The sequence below is a fragment of the Allobosea sp. 10L417 genome (genome assembly GCF_056395485.1).
The window spans coordinates 203491-217197 of record NZ_JBFTJP010000005.1 but is presented as its reverse complement, the minus strand read 5'-3'; the positions used below and the strand labels follow the sequence as shown (position 1 = coordinate 217197).

13 protein-coding genes are annotated in these 13707 nt (G+C 64.4%); 7 read left to right on the top strand and 6 right to left on the bottom strand.

What is annotated here, in order from left to right; all coding sequences use genetic code 11:
- The 5 genes from AC1DE3_RS15155 to AC1DE3_RS15135 form a co-directional block, all read right to left on the bottom strand.
- Positions 1–996: an ABC transporter substrate-binding protein gene (locus AC1DE3_RS15155; protein WP_441513188.1), complete on the bottom strand. Its 996-nt coding sequence runs from the start codon at positions 994–996 to the stop codon at positions 1–3.
- 113 nt (positions 997–1109) lie between these two features.
- Positions 1110–2345, bottom strand: a complete 1236-nt coding sequence (locus tag AC1DE3_RS15150; protein ID WP_476778431.1) for a dihydrolipoamide acetyltransferase family protein — start codon at positions 2343–2345, stop codon at positions 1110–1112.
- Entirely contained in the window at positions 2345–3367 is a 1023-nt protein-coding gene (locus tag AC1DE3_RS15145) for an alpha-ketoacid dehydrogenase subunit beta (protein WP_441513510.1), read from the bottom strand. Before AC1DE3_RS15145 ends, AC1DE3_RS15150 begins: the two co-directional genes overlap by 1 nt.
- Entirely contained in the window at positions 3357–4385 is a 1029-nt protein-coding gene (locus tag AC1DE3_RS15140) for a thiamine pyrophosphate-dependent dehydrogenase E1 component subunit alpha (RefSeq protein WP_476778430.1), read from the bottom strand. Before AC1DE3_RS15140 ends, AC1DE3_RS15145 begins: the two co-directional genes overlap by 11 nt.
- Entirely contained in the window at positions 4382–5743 is a 1362-nt protein-coding gene (locus tag AC1DE3_RS15135; protein ID WP_476778429.1) for an NAD(P)H-dependent oxidoreductase, read from the bottom strand. Before AC1DE3_RS15135 ends, AC1DE3_RS15140 begins: the two co-directional genes overlap by 4 nt.
- A 155-nt stretch (positions 5744–5898) precedes the next feature.
- On the opposite strand from AC1DE3_RS15135, the gene AC1DE3_RS15130 reads away from it, so the two are divergent.
- Together AC1DE3_RS15130 and AC1DE3_RS15125 are read left to right on the top strand one after the other, a co-directional pair.
- Positions 5899–6906, top strand: a complete 1008-nt coding sequence (locus tag AC1DE3_RS15130; protein WP_476852515.1) for a sugar-binding transcriptional regulator — start codon at positions 5899–5901, stop codon at positions 6904–6906.
- The gene (locus AC1DE3_RS15125; RefSeq protein WP_441513193.1) at positions 6888–7283 is read left to right on the top strand and encodes a hypothetical protein; all 396 of its coding nucleotides are present in this window, start codon (positions 6888–6890) and stop codon (positions 7281–7283) included. Before AC1DE3_RS15130 ends, AC1DE3_RS15125 begins: the two co-directional genes overlap by 19 nt.
- 222 nt (positions 7284–7505) lie before the next feature.
- Here AC1DE3_RS15125 and AC1DE3_RS15120 read toward each other — a convergent pair whose 3' ends face one another.
- Positions 7506–8360: a LysR family transcriptional regulator gene (locus tag AC1DE3_RS15120; protein WP_441513194.1), complete on the bottom strand. Its 855-nt coding sequence runs from the start codon at positions 8358–8360 to the stop codon at positions 7506–7508.
- 255 nt (positions 8361–8615) lie between these two features.
- On the opposite strand from AC1DE3_RS15120, the gene speB reads away from it, so the two are divergent.
- The 5 genes from speB (at position 8616) to AC1DE3_RS15095 (ending at position 13702) form a co-directional block, all read left to right on the top strand.
- A complete protein-coding gene (speB, locus tag AC1DE3_RS15115) occupies positions 8616–9671 on the top strand; it encodes an agmatinase (RefSeq protein WP_476778427.1) in 1056 nt (351 codons plus the stop codon).
- Positions 9672–9703: 32 nt separating this feature from the next.
- On the top strand, positions 9704–10849 hold the full coding sequence (locus tag AC1DE3_RS15110) for an ABC transporter substrate-binding protein (RefSeq protein WP_476778426.1): 1146 nt from the start codon (positions 9704–9706) through the stop codon (positions 10847–10849).
- Between the two features lie 122 nt (positions 10850–10971).
- Positions 10972–11799, top strand: coding sequence for an ABC transporter permease (locus AC1DE3_RS15105; protein WP_441513197.1), 828 nt, complete (start codon positions 10972–10974; stop codon positions 11797–11799).
- Positions 11796–12626 (top strand): ABC transporter permease, encoded by an 831-nt coding sequence (locus tag AC1DE3_RS15100; protein ID WP_476778425.1) that lies wholly within the window; start codon positions 11796–11798, stop codon positions 12624–12626. Before AC1DE3_RS15105 ends, AC1DE3_RS15100 begins: the two co-directional genes overlap by 4 nt.
- Positions 12626–13702 carry an ABC transporter ATP-binding protein gene (locus AC1DE3_RS15095; RefSeq protein WP_476778424.1) on the top strand — a complete coding sequence of 359 codons (1077 nt, stop codon included), beginning with the start codon at positions 12626–12628 and terminating at the stop codon, positions 13700–13702. The genes AC1DE3_RS15100 and AC1DE3_RS15095 overlap by 1 nt, the downstream gene beginning before the upstream one ends.
- The last annotated feature ends 5 nt before the right edge of the window (positions 13703–13707 follow it).

Sequence of the window (13707 nt, the reverse complement as noted above, 5' to 3'; positions counted from 1 at the left end):
TCAGTTGCCGAACATGGTGGCGAAGCGGGCCTTGTCGGCCTCCGTCGCCTTGACCACGGCCGGGATGTCCGAGGCCATCACATTGATCTTGGTGCCCTCCGGCAGCCAAGACGGCGAGCCGACGCTGGGCTTGGCCGGAATGTAGCCCATGGCGAGCGCCAGCTTCTGGCCGTCATCGGAGAGGATGAAGTCGACGAAGGCCTTGGCGGCAGCCACGTTCTTGGTCGTCTTCACGATGGCGACGGGCTCGGTTACGGCGGGGGCGCCCTCCTTCGGGAAAACGAAGTCGATCGGCGAACCCTGCTTCTTGGCGTTGTAGGCCATGAAATCGACCAGCACGCCATAGGCCTTCTCGCCGGTGGCGACCGAGCGCAGCACCGCGCCATTGCCGCGCACCGCCACGGCCTCGTTGGCCCTCAGCCCCTCGAACAGCTTCCAGCCGAGATCGGGACGCGCCGTCATCGTCGACAGCATGATCGCCGCAGCGCCCGAATAGAGCGGGCTCGGCATCGAGATCTGTCCCTTGTAGCCCGGCTTGTCGAGATCGGCCCAGGAAGCCGGTTTCTCCTTCGCGGCGGTATTGTAGGCGATCCCGGTCGTAATCAGCTTGGAGCCGAAATAGCTCTTGTCCTTGTCAAAGGACCCTTCCAGCAGGCCTTCGGTCTTCGCGCCGGGATAGGCGAGAAGCTGGTTCTGTGCCTTCAGGATTTCCATGCTCGCCGCGTCCGCGATCAGCAACACGTCCGCGCCGGGCTGGCCGGCGGAAATCTCGGCCGCGAGCTTGCCCATCACCTCGGTCGTGCCGGAGCGGAAAATGTCGATCTCGACATTGGGGTAGGCCTTCTTGAAGGCTGCGGTGGTCTGGGCGGCATCCTTCTCGGGCTGTGAGGTATAGAGCACCAGCTTGCCCGAGGGCGCCTGGGCGAAGGCCGGGGCAGCCGCGAGCAGGGTGCCGAAGGCGGCGGCGATCAGGAACCTGCGTTTCGTCGGGGTCATCGTTCTGTCTCCTCCGTTATTTGCCGCCGACCTTTACGCCTGTCGCGTCGGTCGATCTCGATCATCGATGGTCTATGGCCGGCGCCCGTTGAAGTGCCGACGGTGACGTTCAATCACAAAATGACTTCGGGGTTCTCCACCGCCTCCCGCAGGTCGGCCATGAAACGGGCGGCTGCCACGCCGTCTACGATGCGGTGATCCGAGGAAAGGGTGAAGTTCGCCATCGGCCTGAGCACGATCTGCCCATCGCGCCCGACCGGCTTGTCGAGCGTGCGCCCGATTGCGAGGATCGCTCCCTGCGGCGGGTTGATGATCGCCGTGAAGCTGTCGACGCCATACATGCCAAGATTGGAAATGGTGAAGGTGCCGCCGCCGAGCTCTGTCGGCGTCAGCGTGCGCTTCGCCATGCCGTCGCGCAGCCTGGCGAACTCGCGAGCCATGGCAGGCATGTCCATGCCGGCGGCATCGCGCAACACAGGGACGACGAGGTCGCCATCGCGTTCCATGGCGATGCCGATGTCGACGCGCTCGTGGAAGCGCGTCGCCTCGCCCTCGGCCGAGGCGTTGATGACCGGGTGGTCACGCAGGATGCGGGCGGCGATACGCGCGATCAGCACGGTGATGCTGGGCTTGGGTGCGCCGATCCGCTCATGCCGAGCCGTGAGACGGCGCAGCAGTTCGCGCGCTGTGCTCATCTCGATCTCGGAGGTGAGATAGAAATGCGGCGCCGTGCGCATGCTCTCGGAGAGCCGGTTCGCGACGATGCGTCGGATGGCGGAGAAAGGTTGCAGGCGGCCTTCGGAAGCGCTGGTGGCAGGCGTCGGCGCCGGGCGAGCCTCCTGCGTCGGAGTGCAGCAAGGCCGCTGCTCCAAATGACGCTTCACATCCGCTTCGCCGATGCGCCCGCGCGGCCCCGTGCCGGCCACTATCTTGAGGTCGAGCGCATTCTGGCGGGCGATGCGGCGGGCGAGGGGGGTCGCGCGCAGGCCCGGCGCCGCGGATTGAGCCGCAGAGGCGCCTGACGTCGGGGCCGCGCCTTCAGGGTTGGAGGTGGCAGCCGCCACGGAAGCCGCAGCGGCTGCCGGCTCGGACGGCGTGGTGGCGGCCTCACCGTCGAGGTAGATCCAGGCGACGGGCGTCCCAACCGTGATCGGCACGCCGGTCTCGAGCTTGATACCGCGGATCGCGCCGCTGGCTGGCGCCTCGACCTCCATCACGGCCTTGTTGGTGCCGATTTCGAAGATCGTGTCGCCCTGGCGGACAAGATCGCCTTCCTTGACATGCCAGGCCTCGATCGTGCCCGTCTCCATGTCCATGTCGACCTTGGGAAGGATGACCTCTACCGGCATCAGGCTTCCCCGCGACGCACGAGATTGGCTGCGGCGACGACGATGTCGTCCTCCTGCGGGACGGCGGCCTTTTCCAGCACCGGATTATAGGGGATCGGCGCATCGGCGCCGCCCAGCCGGATGATCGGCGCGTCCAAGAAATCGAAGACCTCGCTCTCGGCGATCATCGCCGAGATCTCGGCACCGATACCCATTGTCTTCACGCCCTCGTAGACCACCACGAGGCGATGCGTCTTGCGCACGCTCTCGGCAATGGTCGTGAAGTCGATCGGGCGGATCGAGCGCAGGTCGATCACCTCCGCCGAGATGCCATCGGCGGCGAGGCGCTCGGCCGCGGCCTCCGCCTTGCGGGCCATGATCGAGGAGCCGACGATGGTGACGTCCGTGCCCTCGCGGCGGATCGCCGCCTGGCCGATCGGCACGCGATAGGCCTCGGCCGGGACATGGCCCTTGGTCTTGTAGAGCAGCTTGTGCTCGAAGATCAGCACCGGGTTGGGGTCGTCGATCGCCGCGAGCAGCATGCCCTTGGCGTCATGCGGGGTGCTTGGCTGCAGAACCTTGAGACCCGGCACATGCGCGAACCAGGCTTCCAGGCTCTGGCTGTGCTGCGCGGCGGCGCCGGTGCCCGAGCCGCCGGGGAGGCGCACCACCATCGGCACGCTCGCCTTCCCGCCGAACATGAAGCGGATCTTGGCCGCCTGGTTGACGAGTTGCTCCATGGCAAGCGTGACGAAATCCGAGAACTGGATCTCCAGCACCGGCCGCATACCGGTTATCGCCGCGCCGACGGCGGCTCCGGCAATACCGAGCTCGCTGATCGGGGTGTCGATCACGCGCTCCTTGCCGAAGCGGTGGACGAGATCGCCGGAGACGCCGAAGGCGCCGCCATAGATTCCGACGTCCTCGCCGAAGAGGAAGACGCGTTCGTCGGCTTCCATCGCCTGGCCGAGCGCCTCGCGCACGGCCTCGGCATAGGATAGCTCGCGGATCTCGCTCACGGCTTCGAGGGTGTCAGAGGGCATAGACGTCACGGGTCAGGTCTTTCGGATCGGGGTCCGGGCAGGCGCGGGCGAATTCGACGGCAGCGTCGATGTCGCTCTGGGCATCCTCCTCCAGCTTCATCAGTGCCGTAGCGTCGAACCGGTCATGCGCCTTGAGCTCGTCCTCCAGGCGCCGGATCGGGTCCTGCGCCCGCCACTCCTCGATCTCCTCCTTGGTCCGGTAGAGATTGCGGTCGCTCTTGGAATGGCCGCGCCAGCGATAGGTCTTGCACTCGATCAGCGAAGGGCCTTCGCCGGAGCGGGCCCGCGCAATCGCTTCGCGCGCCACCGCCGCGACGCCGGCGAGATCGTTTCCGTCGAGGCTGTGGCCCGGCATGGCGTAGGCGGCGGCACGGTCGGCGACATTCGCCACCGCCATGGCGCGCGAGATGTCCATCGACATGCCGTATTTGTTGTTCTCGCAGACGAAGACGACCGGCAGCTTCCAGATCGAGGCCATGTTGAGTGCTTCGTGGAAGGCGCCCTCGTTGGAGGCGCCGTCGCCGAAGAAGACCATGCAGACGCGGCCGTTCTTCTGGGCCTTGATGCTCATGCCGACGCCGACCGCGATCGGCAGGCCGCCGCCGACGATGCCGTTGGCGCCGAGATTGCCGCCCTCGACATCGGCGATGTGCATCGAGCCGCCGCGGCCCTTGCAGTAGCCGGTCTCCTTGCCGAAGAACTCGGCGAACATCAGCTTGGGCTCGGCGCCGCGCGCGATGCAGTGGCCATGGCCGCGATGGGTCGAGAGGATGTAATCGTGCGCTTCGAGCGGCAGCGTCGTGCCGACAGCGCTCGCCTCCTGGCCGATCGACAGGTGCATCGTGCCGTGGATCAGGCCGCGCATATAGCTCGCCTCGGCCGCCTCCTCGAACTTGCGGATCAGGTGCATCCGGGTCAGCGCGCGGGCCACCGTCTCGTCGTCGAGGGCGGCGAGTTCGGGTCGCTGGTTGGGCCTCGGCGCGGCGCTCGCCATCTCGTCCGTCTTGCGTGCGCTCATGCCTGGGCTCCGGAGGTCAGCGCGGCGATCATCGCGTCCTGAGCGCGGCGCACCTCCACGATCTTCAAGCGCTTGTCGGGGGTGGCGTCGGCGAGCGTGATCAATTCGCCCTTGGCGACGGCCCGCGTCATGGTTGCGCCCTGCGCGAGGCCGATCGGCAGGGCCTTGCGGGCCTGCGCGTCGGCGCGGGAGAGGGCGAAGCCGCGATAGCCGTATTCGCCGATGGCATCGAGCGTCTCGCCGGCCGCGAGATCGCGCTTGGCGATGCAGCCGACCTCGGAGGTCGGCACCGGCAGCGGGCGCATATGACTCTGGTTGAAAATGACGGCGGCGGCGGCCGAGAGCGGCACTTCCAGGCTCGTCAGGTGATAGGGCCGGAAGAAGGAGTAGTAGGGCCCGGGGCCCAGATGCAGGTCGCTCATCCGTTCGCGGACGCGGGGATGGCGCATCTCGGCGACGGCGAAGACGCCGGGCGCGACGCCCTTGGCCACGGAGAAATCGACCACGCCCTTGTGCGAGAGCAGGCCGCCTTCCTCCTTAGGGCAGAAATAGTTCTGCAATTCGTCCTTCGGCGCGGCCGGGCCGTGCATGCCGGGGATGTCGGGGATGAAGCCGCAGGCGTTGGCGATGGCGACCATCTCGACCATCGTCTTCGAGCCGTCGACGAATTCGACGAGCATGCGCGGGTTCATGTTCCGGCGCGTGGCTTCCTCGACATAGTCGGCCGGCACGGCGTCGATGCGGAAGGGGTTGTTCTTGCCCTTGCCGGCGGCGACGACGGGATAACCCATGGCGCGCACGAAATTGATCAGTTCCATCGCGGCGGCGGGCTCGTCGCCGGCGCCGAGCGTATAGACCACGCCGGCCTTGGCAGCTTCGACCGCGAGATAGGAGCCGATGGTGATGTCGGCCTCGACATTCATCATCACGATATGCTTGCGCGCGGCGATCGCGGTCAGCGCGACGCGCGAGCCGGCCTCGGGATTGCCGGTGGCGTCGATGATGACGTCGACATGGGGCGAACGGCAGATCAGGTCGAGCGAGGTCGAGGCGGCGATGCGGCCCTTGCGTCTGCTGGCATCGAGCCCGGCCTCGTCGGTGACGTTATCGACTTCGCCCTTGCGCCCGGCCAGTGCGGCCGCCTCCGCGACGCGATCGGGCGCGATGTCGGCGACGGCGGCGATCTCGATGCCGGTCATCTGGGAGATCTGGACGACGATGTCTGTTCCCATTTGGCCGGCGCCGATCAAGCCGACACGAACGCGCTTGCCGGAGGCCTCCCGCAACTCGAGGGCCTCGGCCAAAGACAGGCCGGCTGTCGGCGCGCCTGGAGGCAGTTGCGTCAGAAGCGCAGCCATCGTTTCGGAATCTCCCTAAGGACATATGTTCTTTGTCTGGAACAAAAGATCGTATCTTTTGTTCTGTCAATAGCCCATATGTGCGGGCCTATTGCGTTTCGCATTGCGATGCTGCGATGTTGGCAACGAGTGCGGGGCAGCCTGGCGACGAAACGGTGGAAGACACATTCGATTCTGGACATTTCCCGCGTGAGGAGTCGGTTGCGGATGCGAAAGTTCGTGCGGCCTGGCTCTATTATGTCGAGGGGCTGACGCAGGAGCAGATCGCAGACCTTCTCGGCCTCAGCCGGATCAAGGTGGTCCGCATGCTGGCCGCGGCGCGCAGCGAAGGCCTGGTCAAGATCAGGATCGAGGCGCGCTCGGCCCGGCAGGTCGGGTTGGAGCGCGGGCTGGTCACCAGCTTCGGACTGCAGGAGGCGGTGGTCGTACCGACGGCGCGCGATCCGGCCAACATCTCGGCGCTGATCGGCCATGCCGCGGGCGTGTGGCTTTCGGACCGGCTGCAAGACAACATGTCGCTTGCAGTCGGCTGGGGGCAGACGCTGCACCAGGCGCTACGCGGCATCCAGCCGCGACAGATCGAGGCGATGTCGGTCGTGTCGCTCCTCGGAGGACTGACCCATTCGCGCAGCATCAATCCGTCCGCCGTGGCGCGCCGCGTCGCCGACATGTTCGGAGCGGATTGCTTTCAGCTCACGGCGCCGGTCTTCGTTTCAAGCCCCGAGCTACGGGAGGCGCTCTGGCGCGAGCCGACGCTACGGGACCTGATCGATCGGGCGCGTGCGGCGGACCTCGCGCTGATCAGCGTCGGCGATCTCGCCCCGGATTCGACGCTGTTCCGCGAAGCGATCCTGCCTCGTGCCGATCTGGTCTCGCTGAAGAAGGCGGGTGCCGTCGGCGACCTCGTCTGCCATTTCGTCGATGCCGAAGGGCAATTGGTCGATCACCCCGTCAACCAGCGCGTGATGGCGATCAGCCCTGCGGACCTGCGGGGTATCGGGCTGGTCGCGATCGCCGCCGGCGGCGCGCATAAGGAGGGAGCGATCCGGGCAGCCCTGCGTGCGAGCGGCGCCAAGGTCCTGATTACGGATGAAGGCGCCGCCGAAGGCCTGCTGGCCGGAAACGCCGAAGCACGACAGAGTGAATGGCGCGCACGCGCATAGAAGAGATTCGGGAGGGTTCTATGGTCAGCAATTTAGGGCAGTTCGCACAAAACTCGCTTCAGTTCCGCCCTTCAGACGTTCGCCTCATGTTGGAGCGTGTGCATTCTCACGTCGTCAAGCCGCGCATGTCGGCTGAGGAACTGCTCGAAGTCGTCCAGAGATTGGGCTTCGCAACGGTCGAGGCCTTCGGGGACAAGATCGGCCTTGAGCCGCGAACCTCTGAGAGCTGGGCTCGCTACGGCCTTTCGCGCGATGCTGCGCAATTGCTGTTGGCTCTCTTGAATTATCGCCAGCGTCTGCTCGCAGCGATGGACGACTTCGAGAAAACCACGCAAATCCCGCTGGACGGCTTCTTCGAAGACCAGCAGCTGCCCTGAACGCGAGCAGCGGAGATGCCTGCTGGCGAGAGCCTGCTGAGCGCACTGACCTGCTCGGTTTCTCGATAGTTCCGCGCTAAACGATTGAGTGGTGCCGATAATACCTGCCGCTGAGGTGCGCCGCCCGCTCCGATTGGGAACCCACCCAGTTAGCAACTGTCGTTGCGGACGACTTCGCCATGGTATCGTCCGCACCGAGCGCTTATCGGCTGCCGCCTCTCTTCAAAACTTCCTGAGGCGACTGTTCCGGGCGATGAAATCGGCGAGGTAGGAAGCCTCGCTGGACGCGGCGGAGTGAGCGTACAGCCCGACATCGATATAGGGAGACCGGGGAAAGGAACCCGAACCATCCAAGATGCGACAGTCGCTTGGCACCGTCGCGGCGATCATCGGCCCGATGCCAATTCCGACACGCACGGCGGTGATCATGGCGACCAATGTCGACGCTTCGCAGACGACGCTCCATCTGCGCTTGAGGCTCGCAAGGGCAGCCATCGTCGGCGCGCGCCACGGGCAGGATTCCGCGAACATGATGATCGGCAAGGGCGCGTCGGTCGATAGAACCAGGTCCGAGCGCGCGATCCAGTGCAGTTCCTCGTTCCAGACCAAAATCGGCTTGCGAGCGATCTGAGAGACGTCGCAGATCGTCACATCGAGCTTGTCGGCCTCGAACAGCGAGGCGAGGCGGCGGTTGGGCTCGACGATGATATCGATGTCGATCCTCGGATTCTGATCGCGGAATGCCTTGAGGATCTGGATCAGCCGCGTCGCCGCGAAATCCTCGACGACGCCGAGCCTGACCCGTCCTTCGATCTCGTCCCCCTGAAATCGCCGCCGTACCTCCTCGTTCAGGGCGATCATCTCGCGCGCGTAGGTGGCGAAAAGCTGGCCGTCTGCGGTCAGCGTCAAGCCGCGCGAGGAGCGCTCGAACAACTCCTTGCCGACCAGGTCCTCCAGCTTGCGAATCTGCATGCTGACGGCAGCCTGGGTGCGATTCAGGGTGTTCGCCGCGCCATTCACCGTGCCGATTTCGGCGGCAGTCAAAAAGGCGCGCAGGAGGTAGGGGTCGAGATTCATCGTTCACATATCATTATATTGCAGGCGCGCAGAGTCGCCTAAAGTTCCCTTGTTTCTCATATGATTACAAGATCTGGAGTGCCAGGCGCGTTCGCGTGCCTTCCGGCTCGGCATTCAGTTTTCCTTATACCCTCTCCAGTCTTTTGAGGCTATCCGGGACGGAGCCGGGGTGCCACCGTCCAGGCCAGATAATGCGTCGCTTCTCAAGGGCCGATACCCGGAAGGCGACGAAGCCCGGACGGTAAAGCGACAATCATGCCATTTGATATTCTCGACCTGGAAGATTTGCGGGCGCGCTATGGCAGCGCCGGCGGCGGCGAGATGTTCGATCCGCATTTCCGGGACGTCGCGCGGCAGATCTTTCGCGATTCCGACGGCCGCAAATGGCCCTTTGCCGATCCTGCCACCCTGCTGGATGCGCCCTTCATCGCGAATGGATTGAACCCGGACGTTCTGGAAACCTTGGATGTTGCGCTCATCGGGGTTCCGATGGATCTCGGCGTGACCAATCGCAATGGCGCCCGCTTCGGGCCGCGAGCCGTCAGGGCGATCGATCGGGTCGGCCCTTACGAACATATCTTGCGGCTGGCGCCGATGGGCACGCTCGCCGTTGCCGATGTCGGTGACGTGCCGATGAGAAGTCGCTTCGATCTGGCTGAATGCCATGCCGATATCGAAGTCTGCTACCGCATGGTGTCCGGGACGCGGGCCGTCCCGCTTTCGGTCGGCGGTGACCATTCGATGACCGGCTCGATCCTCAAGGCGCTGGGCGCAGGGCGGCCGGTGGGAATGATCCAGATCGACGCGCATTGCGACACCGCCGGTCCCTATGAAGGCTCGAAGTTCCACCATGGCGGCCCGTTTCGCGAGGCCGTTCTGGCGGGCGCCCTGGACCCGCGCCGGACGGTGCAGATCGGAATTCGCGGCGGCGCGGAATATCTTTGGGAGTTTTCCTACGCCTCGGGCATGACCGTCATCCACGCCGAGGAACTCGTCGAACAGGGCATTCCGGCCGTGATCGCGAAGGCCCGCGAGGTCGTCGGCGATGGCCCCACCTACATCACCTTCGACGTGGACAGCCTCGATCCGGCATTTGCGCCGGGGACCGGCACGCCGGAGGTGGGCGGCCTCCTGCCGCGAGAGGTCTTGCAGTTGCTGCGTGGATTCGCCGGCCTCGATATCATCGGCGCGGATGTCGTCGAGGTCGCTCCCCAATACGATCCGACCAGCAATACCGCGCAGATTGCCGCGCAGGTTCTGTTCGAGCTCCTATGCCTCATAGCACTGAAGAACGGTGAAAAACCGCAATAATAACCAGCAATCGATCAGAGGGGATTACAATAATGGATAAATTCGAAGGTCGCGGCTTCTTCAGCCGTCACGTTTCGCGCCGCTCTTTCATCAAGACGGGTGCAGCGATCGGTCTGGGTACATCTGTCTCCGCATCGCTTCGGCCGGCCCTGGCCGCGGATGATCAGGTTCTGAGCTTGCTGAGCTGGCCGGGGCACGCGGGCCCGGAGGTCGTCGGCGAGTTCGAGAAGAAGTACAACGTCAAAGTCCAGGCCAAGGAATATACCGGCGGCGAGGAGATGCTGGCGCTGCTGCAATCGTCACCGCCGGGCACTTTCGACGTCGTCCTGACCGACGCCGAATACGTCACCATGCTCGCTCAGGCCGGAAAGATCGACGCGCTCGATCCGGCCCAATATCCGCTGAACGATTTCTGGCCGCAGTTCCAGAAATTTCCGACCCATTGGAAGGACGGCAAGCTCTACTCGCTGATGAACAGCTTCGGCTATCTCGGGCTGGTGTACAACAACACGAAGATCTCGGCCGAAGAAGCCAAGTCCTACAAGATTCTCTGGGACAAGAAAGTCGCCAAGAAAGTCGGCATGTACGATTGGTATCTGCCCAATATGTCGTGCCTCAGCATGTATAATGGCAACAAGCCGCCCTCAGACCTCAATAAGGCGCAGTTCGAAAAGCTCAGCCAGACCTTGCTGTCGCTGTCGCCGCAGATGTCCGGCATCGGCCCGTGGTCGTCTGTCTTCTCCTCGCTGACCAATGGCGAGGCCTGGGTCATGCCGGGCGTCGGCGCCTGGGCAGCCATTCTCCTGCAGAAGAACGGCGTGCCCATTACGGCCACCATTCCCGACGAGGGCGCGGTGCAATGGACGGAGTCGCTTTCGATCGTCTCCTCGTCGCGGAAGAAGGATCTCGCGGTCAAGTTCCTGCAGTACCGCGCCTCGCCCGAGGGGCAGGTGAAGACGGCGACGAAATCGTCCTATGTCGCGTCGATGCCCAACAAGGCCGCCTGGGAACTGCTCAACAAGACGGATCCGAAGATGGCCGATCTGCTGGAGCATCGCCTTGATACGCGCAACGTCATGACGGAAATCACCGAGGGCAAGATCCAGATTCGCGGTTTGCCGACGCAGCAGTCCATCGAGGAATGGACCGACGTCTGGACTCGATTCAAGAACGCGTGATCGTCATGGCCGGTGGCAGCTCGCTGCCACCGGCTCGCTGTCCTTCTTTACGGGAACTCAAGACAATGCCAGGCGACGCGACCCGCGAAGGCCGCGCCAGCGGTGGAAGGAGCCTGTTCGGAGTGGCCCTCGGCGCTCCGATGCTGGTCTGCCAGATACTGCTGTTCGTTGTGCCACTCGGCTTCCTCGTCATGATGACGTTCTGGAGCGTCCGAAACTTCGCGCTTTCACCCGATTTCACCTTCGCCAACTGGAACAAGGTGCTCTCGACCGGCTATTTCTGGGACATCTATCTGCGCACGCTGCTCTATGCGCTCCTTGCCGCAGCCATCACGAGCCTCGTGAGCTTCCCGGGGGCATTTTACCTCGCCTACCGCGCTTCGGCCGGCGTTCGCCGCATCGTCGTCTTCCTGCTGATCACACCGTATTTCACCAGCTATCTCGTGCGCATCTACTCCTGGAAGATCCTGCTCACGGATCAGGGCCTGATCAATCTCGCTCTCGGCGGGCTCGGGCTCGGCCCCTTCCGGATGTACAACAACCTGTTCGGAACGATGGTAGGCTATGTCACCCTCTGCTTTCCGCTGGTCCTGCTGATCCAGTTGATCAGCCTGTCCAATGTCGACCGGCGCCTCATCGAGGCCGCCCATAATCTGGGGTGCGGCCGCCTGCGCACGGTGTTCGCGGTCGTCATCCCCTCGGCCAAGATCGGACTCGTCCTGGCCGGGACATTTGCCTTCGTCCTCGCCTTTGGCGACTTCGTCAGTCCCACCCTTCTGGGTGGCAGCAAGCCGCCGGTCCTGAGCATCCTTATGGTCGACACGGTGCGCTCGGGCTCGGATTGGCCCCGCGCCTCCGTCATCGCCATGGTCATGGTCGTGACCCTGCTGGCGGCGGGCCTCGGCGCCCTCAAGCTCGCTTACGGAAAGCAGGGAGCGGCAGCGCGATGACCAACCGTCTGATCGGCTGGGCGCTGCTCGGCTACGTCGTGCTCATGATCGCCTTCATTCTGGCGCCGATCGTCTCGAGCTTCGTTTTCTCCTTCAATGCCGGACGCTTTCCGAGCCTGCCCTGGCAGGGATTCAGCACGGATTGGTATGTCGCGGTTCTGACGGAGCCGGCCATCCGGTCGGGGCTCGCCAACAGCCTGATCGTGGCCGTGTGTTCGGCCGCGATCGCGACCGTCCTCGGCTTCACCGCTGCCTATACCGACTATCGCTACAATTTCACGGGTAAGGCGGTCTATGTGGCGCTGGCGATGCTGCCGCCAAACGTCCCGGTGATGATCCTCGGCCTCGCCATGCTGGTCTACCAGAGCCAGCTTTCCCTCGCGGGCGCCCTGCATTCGGTGATCATCGCCCATGTGATCTATTGTGCGCCCTTCGCCATGGCGCTGATTCGCCTGCGCCTGTCGCAGATGGATCCCGATCTGGAGGCGGCCGCCTGGAATCTAGGGGCTGGCCAGACACAGGCGCTACGACATGTCATCCTCCCCTTTGCGCTACCGTCGATCCTGGCCGCCTTCTTTCTGACGATGGCCGTTTCGTTCGACGAGTTCGCGATGGCCTGGTTCGTCTCCGGCTTCAACGAGACGCTGCCCGTGCGGATCCTGGTGCTGCTGCAGCGGGAGGTCAGCCCGCGGGTCAACGCGATCGGCAGCATCGTCTTCTTCGTGACCATCCTCCTGGCGCTTGTGGCGCTGGCCTTGTTCTCCTGGCGCCGGACCGGCGACCGTCCTGAGCGCTCCCCGATTTCTTCGAACAAAAGCGACGCGTGATGAACTCGCCCCTGCTCGTTCTCAATAAGGTTGAAAAGGACTATGGCGGTTTCACTGCGGTGAAATCGATCGATCTGGTCGTCGAATCCGGCGAGTTCATCGCCATCATGGGGCCCAGCGGCTGCGGCAAGACCACGACGCTGCGCATGATCGCCGGGCTCGAAGTGCCGACGGCCGGCGAGATCCGGCTGCGCGACAAGGTGTTGAACCATGTCGACCCCTGGCAGCGACAAACCCCGCTGGTCTGGCAGAGCCTGGCCCTCTTTCCCTTCCTTAACGTTCGTCAGAACGTCGAATTCGGCCTGAAGATGCGCGGGGTCGATGCCTCGGCCCGGCGCGCAAAGGCCGATGGCTGGCTCGAACGCCTCGGTCTCGGAGCCTTCGCGACGCGCCCGGTCACGCAATTGTCCGGTGGTCAGCGCCAGCGTGTCGCATTGGCCCGCTCGCTCGTCCTGGAACCTGAACTGCTGCTCCTGGACGAGCCGCTGAGCGCGCTCGATGCCCATCTCGTCGTGAAGATGCAGGCCGAATTGATCCAGCTGCAGAAACAGCTCGGCATCACCTTCTGCTATGTCACCCACAGCCAGTCGGAAGCCTTCGCCATGGCAGACCGCGTGGTGATCATGAACGGCGGAACGATCCAGCAGGTCGGCGCTCCCCGTGAGATCTTCCGCAAGCCGGCGAACCGCTTCGTGGCGGAGTTCATCGGCACCAACAACATCATCGCCGGCAAGGTTCGCACCGATGGCGGTGGCTCGATGATCGAGTCGGGCTTCGGCATCCTGCAGCTTCCGCGCAGCAGCGATCTGGCACCGGGGCGCAAGGTCGAATTGGTGATCGGCGCCGATTTCCTGACGCTGTCGCGCGAGCGTCCCGATCTGCCGAACGTCGTGCCGGTGCGCGTCCTCGGCGAGCAGTTTGTCGGCTCGGTCGTGGTGGTTCATCTCGACGCCGGCGATGAGCGCAGCCTTCGGGCTCAATTGCCCCTGCACCAGTTCGAGCAGCTTGCGCCGGCGCATGGCGAGGCACTGTTCGCCGGTTGGCAGCCGGGCAATGCCTATGTCCTCGAAACCTGATCGTC